This is a genomic window from Paraburkholderia sp. BL6665CI2N2 (assembly GCF_004366535.1).
Classification (GTDB): Bacteria; Pseudomonadota; Gammaproteobacteria; order Burkholderiales; family Burkholderiaceae; genus Paraburkholderia.
Genome location: NZ_SORC01000002.1, coordinates 389,653 through 411,151, shown reverse-complemented (window position 1 = coordinate 411,151; position 21,499 = coordinate 389,653). Strand labels below are relative to the sequence as shown.

At 56.4% G+C, this 21,499-nt stretch carries 15 protein-coding genes and 2 pseudogenes; 5 read left to right on the top strand and 12 right to left on the bottom strand.

Translation table 11 applies throughout. The features are described 5' to 3' along the window. Positions 1–185 precede the first annotated feature (185 nt). The 3 genes from B0G81_RS39580 to B0G81_RS39570 all read right to left on the bottom strand — a co-directional run bounded on the left by B0G81_RS39580 (position 186) and on the right by B0G81_RS39570 (position 3,349). On the bottom strand, positions 186–926 hold the full coding sequence (locus B0G81_RS39580) for a 3-oxoacyl-ACP reductase family protein (protein WP_134143690.1): 741 nt from the start codon (positions 924–926) through the stop codon (positions 186–188). Positions 927–1,055: 129 nt separating this feature from the next. Beyond that, positions 1,056–1,550 carry an SCO family protein gene (locus B0G81_RS39575; protein WP_166679184.1) on the bottom strand — a complete coding sequence of 165 codons (495 nt, stop codon included), beginning with the start codon at positions 1,548–1,550 and terminating at the stop codon, positions 1,056–1,058. An 839-nt stretch (positions 1,551–2,389) separates the two neighbouring features. Next, positions 2,390–3,349, bottom strand: coding sequence for a helix-turn-helix domain-containing protein (locus tag B0G81_RS39570; RefSeq protein WP_134143682.1), 960 nt, complete (start codon positions 3,347–3,349; stop codon positions 2,390–2,392). Between the two features lie 226 nt (positions 3,350–3,575). Between B0G81_RS39570 and B0G81_RS39565 the strand changes: the two genes are divergently transcribed. From B0G81_RS39565 to cyoE, 3 genes are all read left to right on the top strand, one after another. Continuing rightward, a complete protein-coding gene (locus tag B0G81_RS39565; protein WP_134143876.1) occupies positions 3,576–3,893 on the top strand; it encodes a DUF3817 domain-containing protein in 318 nt (105 codons plus the stop codon). Then, the gene (locus B0G81_RS39560) at positions 3,890–4,309 is read left to right on the top strand and encodes a CopD family protein (RefSeq protein ID WP_134143680.1); all 420 of its coding nucleotides are present in this window, start codon (positions 3,890–3,892) and stop codon (positions 4,307–4,309) included. Before B0G81_RS39565 ends, B0G81_RS39560 begins: the two co-directional genes overlap by 4 nt. A gap of 65 nt (positions 4,310–4,374) precedes the next feature. Further along, positions 4,375–5,253 carry a heme o synthase gene (cyoE, locus tag B0G81_RS39555; protein WP_134143677.1) on the top strand — a complete coding sequence of 293 codons (879 nt, stop codon included), beginning with the start codon at positions 4,375–4,377 and terminating at the stop codon, positions 5,251–5,253. 999 nt (positions 5,254–6,252) lie between these two features. On the opposite strand, the gene B0G81_RS39550 is transcribed toward cyoE, so the two are convergent. The 5 genes and pseudogenes from B0G81_RS39550 to B0G81_RS39530 form a co-directional block, all read right to left on the bottom strand. Beyond that, complete coding sequence (locus B0G81_RS39550) at positions 6,253–6,756, bottom strand: GNAT family N-acetyltransferase (protein WP_134143674.1); 504 nt, start codon at positions 6,754–6,756, stop codon at positions 6,253–6,255. 324 nt (positions 6,757–7,080) lie between these two features. Next, positions 7,081–8,091, bottom strand: coding sequence for a LysR family transcriptional regulator (locus B0G81_RS39545; protein ID WP_134143672.1), 1,011 nt, complete (start codon positions 8,089–8,091; stop codon positions 7,081–7,083). 125 nt (positions 8,092–8,216) lie between these two features. Continuing rightward, positions 8,217–9,745: pseudogene (locus B0G81_RS39540) on the bottom strand (efflux transporter outer membrane subunit). A gap of 35 nt (positions 9,746–9,780) precedes the next feature. Then, on the bottom strand, positions 9,781–12,963 hold the full coding sequence (locus tag B0G81_RS39535; protein WP_134143669.1) for an efflux RND transporter permease subunit: 3,183 nt from the start codon (positions 12,961–12,963) through the stop codon (positions 9,781–9,783). Positions 12,964–13,135: 172 nt separating this feature from the next. After that, on the bottom strand, positions 13,136–14,317 hold the full coding sequence (locus B0G81_RS39530; protein WP_134143667.1) for an efflux RND transporter periplasmic adaptor subunit: 1,182 nt from the start codon (positions 14,315–14,317) through the stop codon (positions 13,136–13,138). Positions 14,318–14,653: 336 nt separating this feature from the next. On the opposite strand from B0G81_RS39530, the gene B0G81_RS39525 reads away from it, so the two are divergent. Then, a complete protein-coding gene (locus B0G81_RS39525; protein WP_243856849.1) occupies positions 14,654–15,718 on the top strand; it encodes a GlxA family transcriptional regulator in 1,065 nt (354 codons plus the stop codon). Between the two features lie 49 nt (positions 15,719–15,767). Here the strand turns inward: B0G81_RS39525 and B0G81_RS39520 are convergent. From B0G81_RS39520 to glcD, 4 genes and pseudogenes are all read right to left on the bottom strand, one after another. After that, positions 15,768–16,484, bottom strand: a pseudogene (locus B0G81_RS39520) (IS6 family transposase). Positions 16,485–16,585: 101 nt separating this feature from the next. Further along, positions 16,586–17,863, bottom strand: a complete 1,278-nt coding sequence (glcF, locus tag B0G81_RS39515; protein ID WP_134143665.1) for a glycolate oxidase subunit GlcF — start codon at positions 17,861–17,863, stop codon at positions 16,586–16,588. 34 nt (positions 17,864–17,897) lie between these two features. Next, entirely contained in the window at positions 17,898–18,965 is a 1,068-nt protein-coding gene (glcE, locus tag B0G81_RS39510) for a glycolate oxidase subunit GlcE (protein WP_134143662.1), read from the bottom strand. Further along, complete coding sequence (glcD, locus tag B0G81_RS39505) at positions 18,965–20,464, bottom strand: glycolate oxidase subunit GlcD (protein ID WP_134143659.1); 1,500 nt, start codon at positions 20,462–20,464, stop codon at positions 18,965–18,967. The genes glcE and glcD overlap by 1 nt, the downstream gene beginning before the upstream one ends. Before the next feature lie 258 nt (positions 20,465–20,722). Between glcD and glcC the strand changes: the two genes are divergently transcribed. Then, positions 20,723–21,487, top strand: a complete 765-nt coding sequence (gene glcC / locus B0G81_RS39500; protein ID WP_134143655.1) for a transcriptional regulator GlcC — start codon at positions 20,723–20,725, stop codon at positions 21,485–21,487. Positions 21,488–21,499 lie beyond the last annotated feature (12 nt).

Sequence of the window (21,499 nt, the reverse complement as noted above, 5' to 3'; positions counted from 1 at the left end):
GCCGGCCGCTTACGATTGGTTAGCCATTTCGAAAGGCGATATATTAAAAAGCGCACGGCGTGTACCTCTGCGCGACAATTTAAGGTGGCTACATTTTGCGCAACGGTCTAGGTAAAGAGGGCCCAGCAGCTTGCCTGACAGACAGTCTCTATCGGTCGTCGTCGTTAAGTGCCGGCCCTCTTACCTTATGCGTTGATTCCGCCATCAACTACTAACCCGGTGCCGGTGATGTGTCGACCGCCCGGACCCGCCAAAAAAGCGACCGCCGCCGCTACGTCCTCGACTTGACCAAACCGGCCGAGTGCTATCTGTGACCGCAAGAAGTCGGCGGTCGGTCCATCGGCAGGATTCATATCGGTATCGGTCGGTCCCGGATGCACCAAGTTCACTGTAATTTTTCGCGGACCGAGTTCTCGCGCCATACCTCGCGTGAACGAAAGCAATGCAGACTTCGACATGGAATATACGATTACCTCGGGAATCGCTACGCGCTCGGCAAGGCAAGATCCAATGGAGATGATTCGACCGCCTTCGCCCAGATGAGAGAGGGCTGCCTTAGATGCGAGCACCACAGAGCGAATGTTGACCGCGATGATCTTATCGATCACATCAATATCCATCTTTTCGAGCGGATTCGAAAAGAGTACGCCCGCGTTATTCACGAGAATGTCCAGTCCGCCCAACTGAGCCGACGCCTCGTCAACGGACCGCTTGATGGCATCGGCATCGGCGCTATCCGCCTGGATGGCGTGCGCTCGCCGCCCTTTCTTCCGGATAGCATCGACCACCTCCAAGGCTCGATCCACCGCCCGCTCGTAGGTAATGACCACGTCGGCGCCCCGTTCAGCGAGCGTCATCGCAATCCCCGCGCCAATACCGCGTGCGGCACCTGTTATCAGAGCGCGCTTGCCCTTCAATTCTTCCATCTGAATGCTCCGCTAATTTAGATCTAGTAAAAAAATGGACAGTCATCAACACGTTGCTCAAATGGCTTCAGCGGCGTACTTGCTCACAAGTCGCCATCAAAAAGCAGGACCTTGGTAACGACAGATGTCTCAGCCTTTTTGTTCATCAACAAGTTGTTCAAGATCATGCGCCAAATCATTCGCGTTATCGGGATTTGTCGACAACAACTTAATTCTTCCAGTTTTGTCAAATACGAAAATGATCGGGCTGTGCATGACCTTGTACTCTCTCGGATCCTTCGATCGCGATACCGAATATGCTACTCGATATCTATGCGCAAGAGATTCAAGTTGTCTCTCTGTTCCGCGTAATCCGTCAACCTGAGAAGAGAACGCCGCACCGTATAGGTTAAGCGAATCAAGAGTATCTCGATCAGGATCAACGGTTACAAAAAGTACTCGGACAGCCTTCGCTTTGTTGCCGAGCCGCGTTAGCGCAGATGTTAGATTCGATAACGTCGTAGGACAAACGTCGGGGCAGAATGTGTAGCCGAACTCCAGAACGACAATCTGCCCAATATAGTCCTTACTGGTAACGGTGCGGCCATCTTTAGCGCGAGTCAGCGTGAAGTCGAGTGAGGGCATCTGATTGTCTACCCTAGTGAGACGCCACGACTCCTCGCGCTGACATCCAGCCAGCGCACAGCTCCCGAGCATCACTACGACCGCACACAAGATACGAAACCTGATGCCCCCGTCCTTCAATACAAGACAAAACTCGAGCGAATATTGTCTTGCCACATCCATTGTTGGTCGTCATAAAAGCGAGTATCGAACACCGTTCATCTTGTGGTACGCGACGTCTTATAAAAAGTATCGAACTGCAATCTTGACAAAGAGTGGCACCAATAAAGACAAGATAAGAATGGTGACAACAATGCCCGCCAACCTCAACGCCTGGCGGCGCACCCTCGCTTGCAAATCCGTCGAATAAGAGCTATCTCGCGTAGGTTCTTGCATAAATTCCACAAAATACAATTGACCTACCGCGACACCCTTGACGCCGGAAGGCTCCGAAATACCAGGTGAGTTAGCTCCGCGCGGGGGGCTGCCTACCCTGACGCCAGATTGACACAAAAAGGGCATCGCACAGAGCTCAGAGCATCATTCATCGCACCCACCCAGCTAACGCGCGAGGGAGCGGACCTTCAATTGATGGCAAACACTCGTTCGGTATGCGGCTCGAAGCGTCCTGTACATTGCGGGGAATCTTATGGCGGTTCAACACGCTTTACTACGTCAAAATTCCCTCGTTTTTTGCCATACCAACGCGAGTAACCGATGGCGCGCTTCTACGCTATGCGACGCACTTCCATGCTTGAGCAATGTGCAGTCGCGCTCAACGCCACACGGGGCGTCGAGCCAGAGAGCCGAAGGCCCACTTGCGGCTGCCTACAAAGACCGTACTCGCTATCGATGCACAGCTAGTCGGCCTGCGTCGATAGCGACGCACTACTGAAACGTCGTCTGTATGAGCTGGGCGTCAGACCAACAACGCTCCGAAAACGGGCCCTGAAAGTAACTGGTGAATCGAAACCCACAGCAACGGAGACTTGATCAACCGAAGCTGACGTTGTCTCGAGCAATTCTTGAGCGCGACGTACTCGTGATCTGAGTAGCCACTGGATGGGCGTCGTTCCAGTTTGGTCTCGAAATCGTCTTGCGAACGTCCGCGGTGTCATTGACGCACGACTCGCCAACAAGGTGACATCGATCGGCTGGTCCAAATTCCCTAACATCCATTCCAGCAATGGAACGAGGCTGCTGGATGTGGGTAGAGCAGTCTGTTGAATAAACTGCGCCTGCCCGCCGTCGCGAAAAAGGGGCGCCACCGCGAGCCGCGCAGCATGTGAGGCCACTGCCTGTCCGTGACACCGGCCAATCAGATGAAAGCACATGTCCAACCCTGCAGAAGAACCTGCTGACGTAACCACGTTACCCTCATCGACAAACAGTACATCAGGATCGACGGTAACTGCAGGAAAACGATTTGCGAACTCATCGACCACGGCCCAGTGCGTTGTCGCCCGCCTGCCGTCAAGCAACCCCGTCGACGCAAGGATGAATGCACCGGTGCATATGGAAGCGACCAGCGCCCCTCGGTCGCTTGCAAGTCGCAGCGCCTTCTTCACGGCCGATGAGACGACTATGTTGATATTTTCGACACCAGGAATGATCAGAATATTTGCGTCGAGCATTTGCTCCAACCGCCAAGGCGTGTGGATATCGAAGTGCCCAGCTCGAATACGGGACGATTCTCCGCAGACAAGGACACGATAAGCTTCGTCACCATCGACGGTCCGCACTCGCGAGAAGATATCGCATGCGATGCCCAGATCGAAAGGAACAACCCCATGTAACGCGAGAATCGCCACCGTTTTCATCACTGTTCTCCTGCCTGACTACGACATTTTTTTCAGTTGGCAGAAATCTATCACATTCCGTCAATTCTGCCACTTCCAAGTCTGTTGCTGCAAAGGTATAAAGGTTGCGCCTAGAAAAGGAAATCTCCTGTCCGAAAAAAGACAGCCGCTTGGTGTATCAGGGCCTTATTAGGCAACGTCATGAATCGAGACGCATTGACATGACTCGTGACACACTCACCGGGACATCGAACTGGCGCAACTTCGTCGTCTTAAGTTCGTCTCTTTCGTCGAGGGCACGACTCTTCTGTTCCTGCTCGTTATCGCTGTCCCTCTTAAACATGTCTACGGGTGGTCAACGGGTGTTCAGTTTATGGGACCAGTCCACGGTTTGGCCTTTTGCGCCTATATATGGTTCACGATTCAGACTGTAACCGGCGGTGGTTGGTGCATACGCGAGATAGTTCGCGTCATGATCTGCGCCTTCATGCCGTTCGGCGCATTTTTCAATCGCGCCCTTCTGTCCCGGAAGATCGCTTCGATCAGAAACGACAAAAAATCATGAACGTTGCAACTTACTATCCGTGGCTAAAAGCATTGCACGTTACGTCAGCACTAATTTTTTTCGGCGGAGTCGTTTCCGTTGGAGTCTTCCTCCATATGGTCACGACCGACTCTCCAGAAATTCGAACGCTTGCTGCAGCCATCCGGCGATTGGATCACCTCATCACTACGCCCGCAATGCTCCTGGTCTGGGCCCTGGGAATCGGAATTGGAGGCGCAGGCCATTGGTTCAACGCACCGTGGCTGACCGTCAAACTGATTTTCGTTGTCGCTCTCTCTGCCGTGCACGGTATGCAGTCCGGGAAACTGCGGCGTATCTGTCATGGTGCATCAATCAGCCCGTTGCATGCGTCGCTACCGATCTTGGTAACTTGCGCAGTCGTCATTGCGACACTGGCCGTTGCCAAGCCCTTCTGAAGGGAATACGTTTTGCAGCATCGCGCTTCGATAAATCATCAAATTCGCCTCACTACTACGATTCAATGTATCGCTCGTACCTAAAACTGACCAAGCCCGGAATTGTTCTCGGAAACATGATCTCGCTCAGCAGCGGCTATTTCCTGGCGTCGCGGATCACCATTCATTGGTCTCAACTTGTAATCGTCTTGTTGAGCGTAGCTCTTGTCATCGGTTCTGGATGTGCAGTCAACAATATTGTCGACCGAGACATTGATGCATTAATGACCAGGACGCGAACCCGGCCCATGGTCAACGGAGAAATCTCCACTCGAGCCGCGCTATTGTTCGCAGGGCCTCTTGCCCTATCGGGATTCGTCCTTCTCTATCAAGGTACCAAATGCCCTGTGGCGGTAATGCTTCTACTCGTTGGTTACATCGTATATACAGGCTTTTACACCCTCTTTTTCAAACGTCACTCGATTCACGGGACAATGGTTGGCAGCTTTTCGGGTGCGATGCCGCCGGTAGTTGGCTACTGTGCGGCAAGCGGTAGGTTTGACACAGCGGCGCTCATCTTATGGATAATGTTTTGCATCTGGCAGATGCCTCACTCGTACGCGATCGCAATCTTCCGTTCGGCAGACTATCGCGCCGCCGCGATTCCTGTCTATCCGTTAGTCAAGGGAACACCCGCCGCAAAACGGCACATCATCGGCTACATATTCGCCTTCACGTGTGTCGCAGCTCTACTTGTTCCTCTAGGGTATGCCGGGGCCATCTACCTTCTCGCGGTACTGGCAAGCGGTATCAGTTGGCTCTGGATTGGGTTGCGTGGATTGAAAGCGCAAGACGACATCCTCTGGGCCCGACAATTATTTTTCATCTCGATTGTGGTCGTCACAATTTTAAGCATCGCGATGTCGATTGACCGATTTAGTCCGCCATACATAGGTATGCTATGACGTGCTGCCTCGGTGGTTGAAATGGGTAACGATGGTGTCTTTCTCTAGGCGCAATGAGACACCATCAAACTAAACGCTCCGCTTCAAACCAACTGTGTGATGCTAAACACGTCGCGATCACGAATGTTGTAAAGCCGCGTTTTGGTCTCAATTTGCGCCACGGAACAAGTCCGGACAGCACGGTTTCCTATGCATGCTATCGGACCGGCGGTCATCTTTTCGCGACACGTCGCCGACGTTACTCCTGCCCAGTACGTTTTGCGTTTAGCCTCCATCGACGACATGAAGCACTCATTTCGCGAGATCGCCAATAGATCGACAAAATCCATTTCATGCTGATTCGATTCATCGTAAGCGATAATTTACCGACGCCCTAGCGTCGGGCTCGTTACTCTCGGAAGCTACATGTCGACGTGGACACGTAGAATGAGAGACATGACAGAGAACCGGGATCTGCATAGCGGGCTAGTGGTCGGCCAGAAGCGTGACAGCCGGCGCGAGTACGACGAAGGAGCAAGGGATGCACTGGTCTGAAAATGCCTTCAACCCGGCCAGCCGATCGCACACTACCAGCGCACCCATCCGGCGATGTCTGCGCCGGGCACGCAATCCGATGGTGACGTTATCGTCGTGCCCCCCCTCCACTGCGCCTGCGGTCGTGGCGCTCGCGTTCGTTCCGGTTGTCAGCTTGCCATAGCCGGCTGCTGAGGCTCAGCGGCTTACATTCGCCTTGAAGGTGCGCATGGCCAACGGAGTAGAGCTGAACCTTGGCGAAGTGGCGCTGGAGGAACTCCTCAACGCTGATCCAGATGCCAGGGAGGGTAAGAATTCAGTGTAAATCAACACATCTCGATCAGGTCAGCGAATTCCCAACCACTGATACGGCCGAACGCTATCGCGCAACCCACGCCGTCACGATTGCCGAGGCAGCAATTATGAAAAGGCACGCATGCGCACGGATACTGGCGAACGACCGACATCGACCGATTATCTGAGCGATCAGATTGGCATTCGGATCATCACTAGGTCTCGATGGATGTCATCACCACACTTGAATAATGTTTCACCGACAGGCGAAAATCCGCTCCGCGAGTAAAAACGTATTGCCCAAGTATTTTGATCGTTCACCGTGAGCCGGACGCGAGTATGCAGCTCAGCAAGGCTGGCTGAGAGTAAACGTTGGGCAGCCCCCGTTCCATGATGGGTCGGCAACACGTAGCACCGCATTAATTCCGGGACACCATCTGCCAAAGGCAAGTTCAATGCTTCGGGAGCGGGAGTGACAACGCTAAATCCGATAACGGTCCCCATTTCGTCCAATACGTGAATATCGAAATTCCTATCTGACAGAGCGTTCCTGAGGGAAGAAGGCGTGAGGTTTTCATCGATGTACTTTTGCAATTCTATATCCGGCGGTCCCGCCGGGCAGGCCAGCGCAAACGTACGAGCGGCCACGATACTGATGCCTTGCGCGTCGGCTAATAACGCTTTACGCTTATTCATAGTCTGGCCCAAGGTTGACGTTGTCCGGAATGGCTAGCGACGACACTGCATTGCCGGTCTAAGTCAGATTTTGACCGCTCATTTCAATGCAATTAGCTGACTGCTTTCGCAAAAAAAAGACCAGCCCAGACCAGATGTGCGGACAACTATTGTATCGGTTCATCTGGCACATCGCACCTGATAAACGGCCGCCAGTCTGGAGTCGTTGATGCAAACTCGTCTAGCACTGAGAGCTGCTCATGCACCACATTGTCAGTCGCGACTCTATGGATAATCTCCGTAAGAACGCGATTTCGCTTCGAATACATAAAATCGTTTTTCAGCTTACGCATATAGGCGCTCCGGCCGTGCTTGGGTCAACATACGTTGGCCGGTAAATTCTGATCGCCCACGCCAAATCTTCATAGTGGACGTCTGCACTTCCCGTCCGTCTTCGCCTAAGTTACGACGCGCGAAAAGTTCTGTTATCCAATCGACAAATACGCTGACATTCGAGGATAAATGGAGTTTGTGCGGATAGACAGCCGAAATTGGTTGCGGCAAAGGTTTGAAACCCGGCAACACTTCAACAAGCTCACCGGTCTTCAGATGCGGGCTGGCCATGAAGAGTGGTACCTGAATGATTCCAAGACCGTTGACTCCACAGCTCAGATAAGCTTCTGCATCATTGACTGCGACCATTCCCTGCATCTTCACCTGGACCGCTTGTGCTTCAAGGAGAAAATCAAAATCTACGGCGCGTTCAGACTGGCCGATAAAGCATTTCACGGCAGTATGCTCTTTCAAAGCTTCGACTGTCTGCGGGGCACCATGCAATGCGAGGTACCCGGGAGCGACAGCGGTGACGCACGGAACAACGCCGATACGCCGGGCGACGAGACCGGAGTCATCAAGAGCGCCCATCCGTATCGCGCAGTCGACCCCTTCCTGAATGAGATCAATGCGTCGGTCATGGAAACCAAGCGCAAGCTCCAGTGCCGGGTAGCTCGAATGAAATTCGATTAACGTGGGCATCACGAGACGCCGTCCGAGCGCGCCCGGCATGTCGATTCGTAGCCGCCCACGAGGAATCTTACTTGTTATCCGGAATGCGTTCTCTGCCTCCTCCACCGCGGCAAGTGTCCGCACGCAGCGCTCGTAGTAGGCAGCACCGTCCGGCGTTAGGCTCAGCTTACGTGTGGTTCGTTGAAGCAGTCTTACTTTTAGATATGCTTCGAGTTTTTGGATGATGTTCGTGACTGAAGCGCGCGGCAAGTTGAGCATGTCGGCCGCTCGCGAGAAGCTGTTCGCGTCGACGATGCGGGTAAAGACCTTCATCGCATGTATCCGGTCCATGGTATTCCCTTGCTCTTACAGGACACGCTCAGCAGTTCCGTTGAAGTCGCGGCTCGAGGTTCCATTAAGTCAAACGCAGTCCGAGGCGAGAGACGCGCTGTACTCTCTCGCCTCGGCGTGACTAGTTAGCGTTTGGCGGTTTGCGGACTTCTGTTTTCGCTTCCAACTTGCGTCTGTGGTCCACCCCAGCCTCCTCCAAGCGCACGAACCAAGGCAACGGTGGAAACAGCTTGCGCACCCGCCAAGTGACTAAATTGCAGTTGCGATTGCAGCACCTGCCGCTGAGCGTCAATCACGTCCAGGTAGCTGACTTGCCCTTCTTTGTACTGGGTTGTTGAAAGGAGCTCCGCACGTTCGGACGCAGACACGGCAGATCCCCGCTCGCGGATCTGATCGTCAAGCAATCGAAGGTCGGACAGACTGTCTTCAACTTCTTTGAATGCAACGAGAACCTGTTGCCGGTATTGGGCGAGGTCCTCGTCGAACTTGGCGCGTGCGTTAGCAAGATTCGCGCGGCGACGCCCGCCATCGAAAATCGGCAATGTCAGCGCGGTCCCCGCGAACGGTCCCAGCAAAAAGGTTCGAGTGGACCACTGGAACAGATTGCCTAACATGGTCGATTCGTAGCCAAAGGCTCCAGTGATGGTCAATTGAGGGAAAAACGCTGACTTTGCCAAGCGCACCCTAGCGTTCGCTGAGGCCATCGCCCGCTCTGCTGCGGCAATGTCCGGACGCCGCTCCAGCAGCGATGAAGGAAGGTCCGCGGGAATCCGCGCCCGGACCGGCACAAGTGGCGCCTCCGCGAACGTGAAATCAGCTGGCGGCTCACCGAGCAGAATCGAAAGGCTATGCTCGAGACTGCCCGTTGGCGAGCGACGTCGATCGCGTCGGCACGCGCTGCTGCCAACTCGTTTCGGGCCCTCGATACATCGAGGTCACTTATCTCTGCGGCACTGAAGCGGCTCTCGACGAGCCTGAGTGCGCCCTCACGCAGTGCCACCGTCTTTCGATAGAGCCCGAGCTGCGTATCGAACTCGCGAAGCTGAAAGTAGTTTTGCGCTACATCAGCCTGCAGAGCCAACTGCACGGATTGGAACAGCGCTTCGCTTCGCGCTTCATCGGAACGAAACGCGCTCACGTTGTCACTAACACGCCCGAAAAGATCGGCTTCGTAAGAAGCCGAGGCTTGCGCGCGCCACAGAGTCTGATTCGGGACTTTGGCGTCGTCAGATAGGAACTGTGAAGCAGGCGATAGATGTTGTCGCGTGGGCCCGAATCCCGCTCCGATTGACGGAAATCAAGACGAACGCGCCGACTGCACCTGCGCCCTCGCCTGCTGCACGCGTGCGGCAGCTGCCTTTAAATCTTGATTCGCGTCCGCCGCCTGTTTCTCGAGCCCATCAAGCGTAGGGTCGTCGAACACACGCCACCACTCGCCGCGAAAAAGGTCCTCGGCAGGTTTCGCAGTTTTCCATGCTTCTGCGCTTGTTCCCTCTGCGGTGGAACTCGCCTCCTTAGAAGGCAGCGCCAGCTCTTTGAACGCGTTTGGGACAGACGCATTGGGTCGTACGTAGGTCGGCCCGGTCGAACACGCCGAGAGAATAGCCATTGCGAAGGCGCTTACCGCCGTGTGACGAGAGCCTCGGCTGAACATCGCGGAACTTAGCATGTTTCTATTAGGCATTGTATTCAGTAGAGATCCGACAAGTGCGCGATCTCGTGTGAGACGTCTTTCTGTGCGACGTGTATTTTTCCGCCGGCGATGGTGCGCAGCACCACATAGAAAACAGGCGTTAGCATCAAGCCAAACAGTGTCACTCCGAGCATCCCGAAGAACACGGCGATACCCATTGCCTGCCGCATTTCGGAGCCGGCGCCGGTCGACAAAACGAGTGGCACCACACCCATGATGAACGCGATCGAGGTCATCAGAATCGGTCGAAGCCGCAGCCTACTGGCCTCAATCGCAGCCTGAATTGCCGTTCGACCGTCATGCTCAAGTTCGCGGGCGAACTCTACGATGAGAATTGCGTTCTTCGATGCGAGCGCCACAAGCACCATCAAGCCGATCTGCGTGAAGACGTTGTTGTCGCCATGCGTCAGCCACACGCCCGTCAATGCACTGAGAACGCTCATCGGCACAATCAAAATGACCGCGAGCGGCAAGGTGAGGCTCTCGTACAACGCAGCTAAAACCAAAAACACTAGCAAGACGCTGATTGGGAAGATCCACATCCCTGAGTTCCCAGCCAGTACCTGCTGGTAAGTCAGGTCGGTCCATTCGAATTTTACTCCCTTAGGCAAGACCTCGGCGGCGATTTGCTCAGCAGCTTCCTTCGCTTCATCCGAGGAGTAACGGTGGGCTGGGCCGCCATTGATATCAGCAGCGGTGTAACCGTTGTAACGCACCACCATATCGGGACCGTAGGTCGGGGTGACAGTGATGAGCGAAGAGAGCGGGATCATCTCGCCGCTACTACTGCGTGTCTTAAGCTGCAAGATATCGTCAGCATTGCGCCGGTAGCGTGAGTCTGCCTGTACACGCACTTGATACACCCTGCCGAACCTGTTGAAATCGTTCACATACAGGGATCCGAGATACGTTTGCATGGTGTTGAATACATCGGTCACGGCAACTCCGAGCTGCTTCGCACGCTCGCGGTCGAGGTCGACATTCAACTGAGGCACATTGATTTCATAGTTCGAAAACGTCGGTCCGAGTTGCGGCGTTGTCGACGCTTTTTTCACGAAATCCATCGTTGCTTTGTTAAGTGCTTCGTAGCCGAGAGCGCCGCGGTCCTCAAGTTGCATTTTGAACCCTCCCAGCGTTCCAAGTCCCAAGACCGGCGGCGGTGGGAATACAGCCGTGAATGCGTCTTTGATTGAAGAAAATTGCTTATTGAGCGAAGCTGCAATGTCGACTGCCGAGTGACCCTTACGTTCGTCGAAAGGCTTCAGCGGAATAAAGAGAACGCCAGCGCTCGGGATGTTTGTGAATCCATTGACAGAAAGTCCTGGGAACGCAACGGCGTGCGCCGCGCCAGGTTGCTTCATCACCATTTCACCCATTTCTTTGAGTACCTGCTCGGTCCGATCAAGCGACGCGCCGTTAGGCAGCTTGGCGAAGGAGACGAGATACTCTTTGTCCTGCGCGGGAACAAATCCACCCGGCACGATTCGCATGATAACGACGGTCAGTCCTAGCAAGACGCCGTAGACCACGAGCATTGTTCCTTTGCGCTTCAGCGATCCCGCGACGCCGTGACTGTACTTTTCCGAGCCAACGTTGAACACGGTATTGAAGTGTCCGAAAAATCTCCCAAAAATCTCATCTATGACACGGGTCAAGTCATCCTTCTTCGCGTCGTGACTACGCAGCAGGAGAGCCGATAACGCTGGAGAAAGGGTCAACGAGTTGAATGCGGAGATGACGGTCGAGATAGCAATCGTCATCGCGAACTGCTTATAGAACTGTCCCGTCAGACCGCTCATGAACGCGAGCGGAACGAACACCGCAACGAGCGTGAGGGCGATTGCAATTATTGGGCCACTCACCTCCTGCATCGCCGTGTACGTCGCATCGCGAGCGCTGAGTCCTCTGGCAATATTTCGTTCAACGTTCTCCACGACGACAATTGCATCGTCGACGACGATCCCGACTGCCAGGACCATTCCAAACAGCGAAAGTGCGTTAATCGAGAAACCAAACGCGAGCAGGAGAGAAAATGTGCCAACAATAGACACCGGCACTGCCAACAATGGAATGATGGATGCACGCCATGTTTGCAAGAAGACGATCACGACAATCACGACCAAGGTGATCGCTTCAAGTAATGTGTGGATTACCGCCTCGATACTCGAACGGACGAAACGGGTCGGGTCATAAACGATCCTGTATTCAAGTCCCGACGGAAAATCTACGCTGAGTTCTTTCATCGCCGCGCGAACATCATCCGAAATCTGCAGTGAGTTTGCACCCGGTGCTTCGTTGATCGACAACGCAATTGCGGGCTTGTTGTCTAGCAAGGAACGCAAACCATACTCTGAAGCTCCAAGCTCTATCTTCGCGATGTCGCGCAAATGCGTGACGGCACCCGTGGTAGACGACTTAACGATGATTCCACCGAACTCCTGGTCCGTCTTTAGACGTCCGCGCGCGTTGACCGATAGCTGGAGAAGCGTTCCAGGAACGGCCGGTGAACCGCCGACCACACCTGCTGCGACCTGTACATTCTGCTCTCGAATGGCGTTCACGACCTCAGTCGCAGTGAGATCTCGCTCAGCTACCTTTTGAGGGTCCAACCAAACGCGCATGGAATAATCGCCGCCACCCCAAAGTTGCACCTCTCCCACACCCTTAATCCGCTCAAGCCTGTCTCGTATGTTGATAAGCGCGTAATTGCGAAGATACGTGTTGTCGTATCGGCCGTCTGGCGACAACAGGTGCATGAACATGGTCACCGTTGGGGAACTCTTAATCGTCGTCACACCCAACTTCTGGACATCGTCCGGCAATCTTGGGAGAGCCTGATTCACACGGTTCTGCACGAGTTGCGTTGCGAGGTCTGGATTTGTTCCAAGAGCGAACGTAACCGTCAAAGTCAGGTTGCCATCAGAGTTGGCCTGAGATTGCATGTACAGCATGTTCTCGACGCCATTGATTTGCTCTTCGAGTGGCGATGCGACTGCCTCCGCGATTACCTTCGGATTCGCACCGGGATACTGAGCGCGAACGATCACAGAAGGCGGGACCACGTTCGGGTACTCAGATATCGGAAGCTTGAATAACGCGATGGTGCCTGCAAGGAGGATTACTACCGACAGCACGCACGCAAATATTGGCCTGTCGATGAAGAATTTCGAGATATTCATGTGACTCTTAACCTGGCGAACCGCTCATCCTCGCAGCAACACGATTGGCGAGGACCTGCATGAAGATATCGAACAAAAATGGCGCGAGAAAGCCACTACGAAGCTTCGCCACGCCGGAAAGGTGAACTGCTGGACACCGCGGCAATATTTGCCCAATCGACAAAGCGCGATCTCAAGCTGAAGGCGTCCCCTCCGCTTCGGTGTCGATCATCGGGACGATATGCGGACTGACTTTCACACCCGGCCTGACGCGCTGCGTTCCACTGACGACAATCCGATCGCCCGGTTGAATTCCGGACTTCACAGTTCGAAGGTTTCCATGTGCATCGCCCAGTTTGATCTCACGATAAGCAATTTGATTGTCACTGCCGACAACGTAGACGTATCTCTTATCTTGATCAGTTCCAATCGCGGTATCGTCGATCAACAGGGCGGAATAAGAATTGCCGCTAATGACCTTGACTCGAGCGTACAATCCGGGAATCAAACTGCCGCCACTGTTGTCGAATCGCGCCCGGACTCGGATCGTTCCAGAAGTGGTGTCGACCCGATTGTCGACAGACTGAATGACACCCGCTCGAGAGTAACCTTCCTCGTCAGCAAGTCCGAGGTCGACAGGCACACGGCCTTCGTTCTTGACACGACGAATGTACTGCAGGTACGTCTGCTCATCCGCGTCGAATTCGGCATAGATGGGCGATACCGACACGATCTTCGTCAGCGGTGCGCTGCCTGCACCGGCACTGACGACGTTCCCGAGAGTGATTTCTGCGCGGGAAACTCGTCCGGAAATCGGTGCGGATATCCTGGTGTACCCAAGATTAATTTCTGCTGCCTCCAGGGCGGCTTGTGCAGTTTTGAGATTGGCGGCTGCTTCGTTTGCAGCATTCTGCTTTTCGTCATAGTCGCGTTTGGCGATGGCGTTGTCTGCAATCAAACGTTGTGCGCGCTGCCAATCATTGGCCGTATAGATCACGCGAGCACGCGCAGCCACAACTTGCCCTAAAGCCCTGTCCACCTCTGACTGATACGGGCGGGGGTCGATGATGAATAAGACATCCCCCTTTTTTACCATCTGACCGTCTTTCAGATTAACCGACACGATTGTTCCTGACACAAGCGGCCGAACGTCGACCTTGTCGACTGCCGCGAGTCGCCCCGAGTACGTCTGGGAATCTCTGACTTCCTTTTGCAGCACCGTGGCGACATCAACCTCTGTCGCTGCGGGCGCAACGGACGGCGTCGAATCACGTGCACTAACCCGGATTGCGCTGAATGTGCCTAGTCCTGCAATCGCAACAACCACAATCGTGGCAATCGCAAGCTTTGGACGAGGATTTGAAGAAGCGGACATGAAAGACTCTTATTGAAAGCAATTTTGTTTGACTATAACGTTGGCCTCCGGAGTCGAGTCCAGCCCACATAGCCCCTTTCGATTCGACAGTTAGCCTGTCAGGCCGACCGCCTGCACTTGCCTAGAGCGGTGCACGCGAGCAAAAGAATCCAGAAACCTCTTTTGACGCCACATTTTCCTCAAGCCGCTCTTGTGAGCATAGGACGAACTTCCCTCGTATTTCGTCATCAACCAAATTCTACGTCGATTCAGCTAAAGGCTGCTTTTGAGGCATCTGCGTCCTTTTTTCCCACGTCGTTTTGATGCATCCTTTTCCTATGAGAGGAGTATTGTTAAATGACATCAACCAACTCGATGAGCAGCGCCTCGCCTGCTATTGCAAAGAGTACGTCCTTCGACGCAATAAGCTCGAACGCGGGGTCGCGCAACATCGCATTCTTCGTTTACTCGGGATTCCAGATGCAGGACCTTGCGGGTCCGCTTGCAGTGTTTGACGAAGCCAGCAGGCTTTCCAACAAACAAAGCTACCGGTGTCATATCGTTTCGATCGACGGGGGGCTGATACGCGGCTCGTCGGGACTCGAAGTCTCTACTAAAAAGATTCAAAGATATCGCTACGACACCCTTCTCGTAATGGGCGGAGCGCTTTCGGCAAGCACAAGCAACTTTCCACCCCAAGCAGTAACGGATTTCATCCGTGACGCATCGTCAACGGGAATTCGGCGCATTGGAAGCGTGTGTACCGGCGCGTTCGTACTGGCCGCAGCCGGGATCCTCGACGGTCGTAAGGCCACCACACATTGGAAATATGCCGCGCAGTTGCAACGACAGTTTCCGAAGGTGAAAGTCACTGGAGATCGAATTTTTACGGAGGATGGACAGATTTGGACATCAGCTGGAATCACCACAGGGATTGACATGGCGCTCGCCATGGTCGAAGCAGACGAAGGCGCGAGCGTGTCGCAGTCTACGGCTCAAATGCTCATCGTGTCTCATCGGCGCTTGGGTAACCAATCGCAATTTTCAAACGTTGCAGATGTCCATTCCGACTCGAAACGAATTCAGGATGTCCTTACCTATATACGAGAACATCTTGACAATACCCTTTCCACAGTCGAGCTCGCGGCGGTTGCGCATTTGAGTCCTCGCCACTTTGGGCGTGCCTTCAGGGCAGAAACGAGCGACACTCCAGCAAAGCTTGTTGAGAGACTGCGAGTAGAAGAGGCACGACGTCAGGTCGAACAAAGTTCGAAGCCCATTGACGCCATTGCGTACGCGGTCGGATTCGCTCATCCCGAACGAATGAGACGAGCGTTCTTGCGAGTTGTCGGCTTTCCGCCGCTGCGAGTACGACAGATGGCATCTGGCACTATCGCTGCAGGTAGTTCGAGAAGGCTCTGATGCAAATAGGCCGTCTTGACTAGATTTTTATTATATAAGCAATACCTAATCAAGCAGACAGGACGCCCTTCCAGACTGCGGGCGCAGCGGTATCTTTGAGGCCGAGCTTCGCAAGGCTGAATTGGCCTTTGCGAATACGATGTACCAACTCAATACCTGAGAGAGTGATCGTTGCGTTCCTGAAACGTTTGAAGCCGAGCATGACTTTCGTCCGGGACTTGATGTTGCGGTGGTCTTGCTAGACCAGATTATTGAGATATTTCGAGGATCGGACCTTCGTGTCCTCAGGCAGCAAGCCATCGGCCTTCATCTCGCGCACGGCGCGGTGCGATGCCGCGTAACCATCGAGCGTGATGGTCTTCGGTGGCTGGCCTTGATGCTTGATTGCCTTCCTGAAAAAGGCTTTTGCCGCCTTCACGTCGCGCCTGGCGCTGAGCATGAAGTCTACCGTCTGCCCCACCCGATCCACTGCCCGATAAAGATAGACCCACTTACCGCGCAGCTTGAGGTAAGTCTCGTCGACACGCCACGTCTGGCCGGTGGGCCTGCCAAAGCGGTTCCACCGTTTGACGAACTCCGGCCCAAATCGCTGCACCCAGCGCAGGATCGTCGTGTGCGCCAGCGACAGGCCCCGTTCGGCCATCATCTCGACCAGATCGCGCAGGCTAAGCTTGTAGCGCAGATACCCGCGAACACACAGAATGATCACCTCGCGGTCAAAGTGACGGCCTGCGAACAGTTCATCCAGGCTCTTCAGCTTGCTCATCGTCGGTTCTCGATTTGTTCAGCCCGACACCTTAACCGATTCGCGCCCGCGCTATTTGCACCAGAGCCGGTTTGCTCAGCATAATGAATCTCCAGTCTCTGTTATGGAAGGGATGTGTCCAGAAGTTCGATCCAATGACGCACCGGCGTGCGCCCGGCACTGTCCAGATGCGTCTGGCAGCCAATGTTGGCCGTAACGATCAGTTCCGGCTTGCCGCTTTCCAGTGCATCAAGCCGGTTGTTGCGCAATCTTTCCGCCAGCTCGGGCTGAGTGATCGAATACGTGCCCGCCGACCCACAGCACAGGTGAGCATCGGGCACAGCAGTCAGATCGAAGCCGAGCCGTTGCAGGATCGACTCAACCGCGCCGCCCAGTTTTTGCGCATGCTGCAACGTACATGGGCAGTGAAACGCGATTCGCCGTTGCGCCTGTCCAGGCAAACTCTCGGGCAACGTCGCCGGAAGGCTCGTTGGCAGATTCACCGGCGAATTCGCCTGCAACCGATCGAGCGGCTCGCCAGCCAATACCTCGACGAGATCCCGCGCCAGTTCGCTGACACGCTGCGCTTTCGACGCATAGCGCGGGTCGCCGCGCAACAGATGCCCATACTCCTTGACGAACGCACCGCAACCGCTCGCCGTTTGCACGATCGCTTCAGCGCCGGCCTCGATGGCGGGCCACCACGCGTCGATATTGCGCCGTGCGCGCACCAAGCCTGCTTCCTGCGCATTCAGGTGATAGTCCGTCGCGCCGCAGCAGCCGGCCCGCTCTGCATCGACGATGCTGATGCCGAGCCGGTCGAGGACGCGCGCGGCGGCCGCGTTGGTGTTCGGTGAGAGCGCGGGTTGCACGCAGCCCTCGAGCATCAGCATCGTGCGCGGATGCCTCGGCGCCGGCCGGGCTTTCGGTGAAGCGCCACGCCTGGGGATCTTCCGGCCAAGCGCAGCGGGAAGAATCGGCCGCAGTGCACGCCCGGCTTTCAGCAGCGCATCGAACACCGCCGGATGCGGGATCGCGCGGCGCAAACCCTCGCGCAGCATCCGTTCGGCCGCAGGCCGCGGAACCCGCCGCTCCAGTTCCGCGCGGCCGATGTCGAGCAGCGCGTGATAGTTGACACCGGACGGACAGGTGGTTTCACAGTTGCGGCAGGTGAGACAGCGGTCGAGGTGCAATTGGGTCTTCTGCGTGACCGCCTCGCCTTCGAGCATCTGCTTGATCAGATAGATGCGCCCACGCGGGCCGTCGAGTTCGTTGCCAAGCAGTTGATAAGTCGGGCAGGTCGCGTTGCAGAAGCCGCAGTGCACGCATGAGCGCAGTATCTGTTCGGCTTCGTCCGCGCGCGACAAGGTCCTGGCGGCGTCGCTGAGATTGGTTTGCATGCTGATGTTCCCTTCAATGGATCGCCTTCAAAATTCAGAGCCCGGCGTACAGGCGGCCGGGATTGAAGAGACCGCGCGGATCAAGTTGCTGCTTCAGTTGCCGATGAAAGCGCAGCAACGCGGGCGGCAGCGGCGTGAACGGCTCGGTGTCCGCATGCGGCGTGAAGCAGGTCGCATGTCCCCCCGCGGCATGCGCGATCTGGCGGATCGTCGCGGCCGGCGCATCGCTTTTCAGCCAGCGTTGCGCGCCGGCCCAGTCGAGCAGCGTGTCGCCCGGCAAGTCGAACAACGGCGAAGCGTTCGGCAACGACAGACGCCACAGCGGGCGCGTGTCGTCGAAAAATGCCAGCCGGTGCTCGCGCAGGTCGTCCCAGAAGCGCGGGTCGAGTTCGGTGCCGACGATGCGATCCAGCGCCGACGCAACCGATCCCATGCCGCCTTCGAGCCGCACATGCAGGCGGCCGTCGACGTGACACGCGGCGCTCACCGGCAGCACCGCGCGGCGCCACGCCGAAAGTTCGCGCATTGCTTCAGCCGCGTCGAGTTCAAGCGCGACGCTTGCAAGTGCACGCGGTTTGGGCAGCACCTTCAGCGACACTTCCGTGATCAAGCCGAGGCAGCCGAAGCTGCCCGCCAGCAAACGCGACACGTCATAGCCGGCCACGTTCTTCATCACCTCGCCGCCGAAGCGCAGATGCTTCGCCTGGCCCGTGATCACGCGGCAGCCGAGCACGAAGTCGCGCACCGAGCCGGCCCACGGCCGGCGTGGTCCGGCGAGACCCGTGGCCACCATGCCGCCGATCGTGGCGGCCGCGCCGAAGGCCGGCGGCTCGCACGGCAGCATCTGTTCGGCGGCGTCGAGAGTCGCGTTCAGCTCGGTGAGCGGCGTGCCGGCGCGCGCGGTAATCACCAGTTCGGTCGGGTCGTAACTGACCACGCCGCGATGAGAGCGCGTGTCGAGCGACGCGCCTTGTGCGGGACGGCCGAGGAACGCCTTGCTATTGCCGCCGCGAATCGCGAGTGGCGTTCCGCTCGCAAGCGCTTGCGAGACTTCGGCGACGAGCCGTTCGCTATCGTCCATCGAGACAGGTTCGACGCGCATCAGAAACGCTCCAGTTCGGGAAAAGGCAACGCGCCATGGTGAACATGCATCGAACCGAATTCGGCGCAGCGGTGCAGGGTCGGCACGTTCTTGCCGGGATTGAGCAGTCCGGCCGGATCGAACGCAGCTTTCAGTGCGTGAAAGAAGCTCAATTCGTCGCTGTTGAATTGCGCGCACATCTGGTTGATCTTTTCGCGGCCCACGCCGTGTTCGCCGGTGATGCTGCCGCCCACCGCCACGCACAGTTCGAGAATGCGGGCACCAAGAGCTTCGGCGCGTTCGGTCTCGCCGGTTGCATTCGCATCGAACAGGATCAGCGGGTGCATGTTGCCGTCGCCAGCGTGAAACACGTTGGCGACTTTCAGTCCGTATTCGTTCGACAACGCTTCGATACCCTTGAGCACGCGCGGCAATTCGCGGCGCGGAATGGTACCGTCCATGCAGTAGTAGTCGGGCGAGATGCGGCCCACTGCCGGGAACGCATTCTTGCGGCCGGCCCAGAAACGCTGGCGTTCGGCTTCGTCTCGGGCGACCCGGATCTCGGTCGCGCCCGCGTCGCGCAGCAGCGCTTCGACACATTTAACGTCTTCCTGTACGTCGCTTTCGACGCCGTCGATTTCACACAGCAGGATCGCCGCGGCATCGACCGGATAGCCTGCGTGGATGAAATCTTCCGCCGCGCGAATCGCGAGGTTGTCCATCATCTCCAGGCCGCCCGGAATCACGCCCGCACCGATGATTCTCGCGACCGCCGCGCCGGCCCTCTCGACGTCGTCGAAACTGGCGAGCAGTACCTTCGCGCTCGGCGGTTTGCCGAGCAGCTTAACGGTGACTTCGGTAACGATGCCGAGCATGCCTTCCGAGCCGGTGAACAGCGCGAGATAGTCGAAGCCGGGGGCGTCGAGCGCATCCGAGCCGAGCGTGATGCGCTCGCCGTCGATGGTGAGGATTTCCAGCTTGAGGATATTGTTGACCGTCAGTCCGTACTTCAGGCAGTGCACGCCGCCCGCGTTCTCCGCAATGTTGCCGCCAATCGAGCAAGCGATCTGCGACGACGGGTCCGGCGCGTAGTACAGGCCGTGAGGCGCTGCAGCCTGCGAGATTGCGACGTTACGCACGCCGGGTTGCACGCGGGCGGTACAGGCTTCGGGATCGACGTCGAGAATCCGGTTGAAGCGCGCCATCACCAGCAGGATGCCTTTGTCGAGCGGCAGCGCGCCGCCTGACAAACCGGTGCCGGCGCCCCGCGCGACTACCGGAATCCTTGACGCGTTCGCGTATGCCAGCAGTGCCTCGACTTGTTCGACCTTGTCGGGCAAAGCGACCAGCATCGGCGTCGCACGATAAGCAGCAAGGCCATCGCATTCGAATGGCCGCAAATCTTCCTGCTCGTGCAGCAGTTGCAACTCGGGGATCAATGCCCGCAACTGCGCGACGACAGTGGCTTTGTCGTGCGTCGCGAGCGGGCCGTCGACGCTCTCGTCGTAGTGATAGCTCATGGGAAGTCTCCTGGCGTCGCGCCTGACCCGTAAGCCGGTGGAAATACACCGTGCGAACAGGCCAGGAGCGTGTCTCCGGGGGAATTGTTGCCGTTGGGTCTGTGAATGTCGATGGCCATCTCAAGTGGTCATACCAGTTTTTGATGAGATGGCGTCCAACCTATTTCGGCAATAATGGTTGCCTGTATCGCTTGTGTTAAAAATCCCAATGCGCCGCGTGATAGTATTTTCAACTGGTCACACCGGTTGGAATAAGCGATGCAGATAACGGATCCGGACAACCCCAGGCAGGTTGCCGACGTGGTCGCCGAGCGAATCGAGCGGCTGATCGTCGACGGCGTACTGAAAACCGGGCAAGCGTTGCCGTCCGAGCGGCGCCTCACCGACAAGCTCGGCGTATCGCGCACGGCGCTGCGCGAAGGGCTTAAGCTGTTGCGCGCGCGCGGCATCATCGAGACCTCGCATGGCAGGGGCTCGTTCGTCGCAAGCCTGACCGCGCAACCCGCGCTCACGCCGCTGATGCATCTGCTCGGCTCGCAGCCGCGCACGCTCTACGATCTGCTTGAAGTGCGTGGGCTGCTGGAAGCGGAATCCGCGCGGCTCGCGGCGCTGCGCGGCACACCCGCTGACTTCGTGCTGATCACGCGCCGCTACGAGGAGATGGTCTCGGCGCACGGCGAGGAAACAAGCGCGTCGACTCACGCGCGGCTCGATCACGCATTTCACCTCGCAATTTGCGAGGCTTCACATAACCCGGTGCTAGCGCATACGCTGAGTTCGCTGACCGATCTCCTGCTGAGTTCGGTGTTTGCGTCGGTCAACAATCTGTATCACCGTGAGCCGCAAAAGCGCGTAATTGATCGTCAGCATGCGCGGCTCTATAACGCCGTCACCGGCAAACTGCCCGAGCAGGCACGCAAGGCGGCGGCCGAGCATATTGAAAGCGTCTGCGCAAATTTGCGCGAAATTGAACATGAAGGACAACGGCTCGTACGCGCTACGTTGCGGCTGGAAGGCTGGTAGTGAATCGTGTAT

Bases quoted from the DNA above. Each gene is read 5' to 3' on its own strand.
- B0G81_RS39575 (WP_166679184.1), bottom strand. From the start codon at position 1,550: ATGCCCTCACTCGACTTCACGCTGACTCGCGCTAAAGATGGCCGCACC.
- B0G81_RS39525 (WP_243856849.1), top strand. From the start codon at position 14,654: ATGACATCAACCAACTCGATGAGCAGCGCCTCGCCTGCTATTGCAAAG.
- B0G81_RS39580 (WP_134143690.1), bottom strand. From the start codon at position 926: ATGGAAGAATTGAAGGGCAAGCGCGCTCTGATAACAGGTGCCGCACGC.
- cyoE (WP_134143677.1), top strand. From the start codon at position 4,375: ATGTATCGCTCGTACCTAAAACTGACCAAGCCCGGAATTGTTCTCGGA.
- B0G81_RS39530 (WP_134143667.1), bottom strand. From the start codon at position 14,317: ATGTCCGCTTCTTCAAATCCTCGTCCAAAGCTTGCGATTGCCACGATT.
- glcC (WP_134143655.1), top strand. From the start codon at position 20,723: ATGCAGATAACGGATCCGGACAACCCCAGGCAGGTTGCCGACGTGGTC.
- glcE (WP_134143662.1), bottom strand. From the start codon at position 18,965: ATGCGCGTCGAACCTGTCTCGATGGACGATAGCGAACGGCTCGTCGCC.
- B0G81_RS39560 (WP_134143680.1), top strand. From the start codon at position 3,890: ATGAACGTTGCAACTTACTATCCGTGGCTAAAAGCATTGCACGTTACG.
- B0G81_RS39535 (WP_134143669.1), bottom strand. From the start codon at position 12,963: ATGAATATCTCGAAATTCTTCATCGACAGGCCAATATTTGCGTGCGTG.
- glcF (WP_134143665.1), bottom strand. From the start codon at position 17,863: ATGCAAACCAATCTCAGCGACGCCGCCAGGACCTTGTCGCGCGCGGAC.
- B0G81_RS39570 (WP_134143682.1), bottom strand. From the start codon at position 3,349: ATGAAAACGGTGGCGATTCTCGCGTTACATGGGGTTGTTCCTTTCGAT.
- B0G81_RS39550 (WP_134143674.1), bottom strand. From the start codon at position 6,756: ATGAATAAGCGTAAAGCGTTATTAGCCGACGCGCAAGGCATCAGTATC.
- B0G81_RS39545 (WP_134143672.1), bottom strand. From the start codon at position 8,091: ATGGACCGGATACATGCGATGAAGGTCTTTACCCGCATCGTCGACGCG.
- glcD (WP_134143659.1), bottom strand. From the start codon at position 20,464: ATGAGCTATCACTACGACGAGAGCGTCGACGGCCCGCTCGCGACGCAC.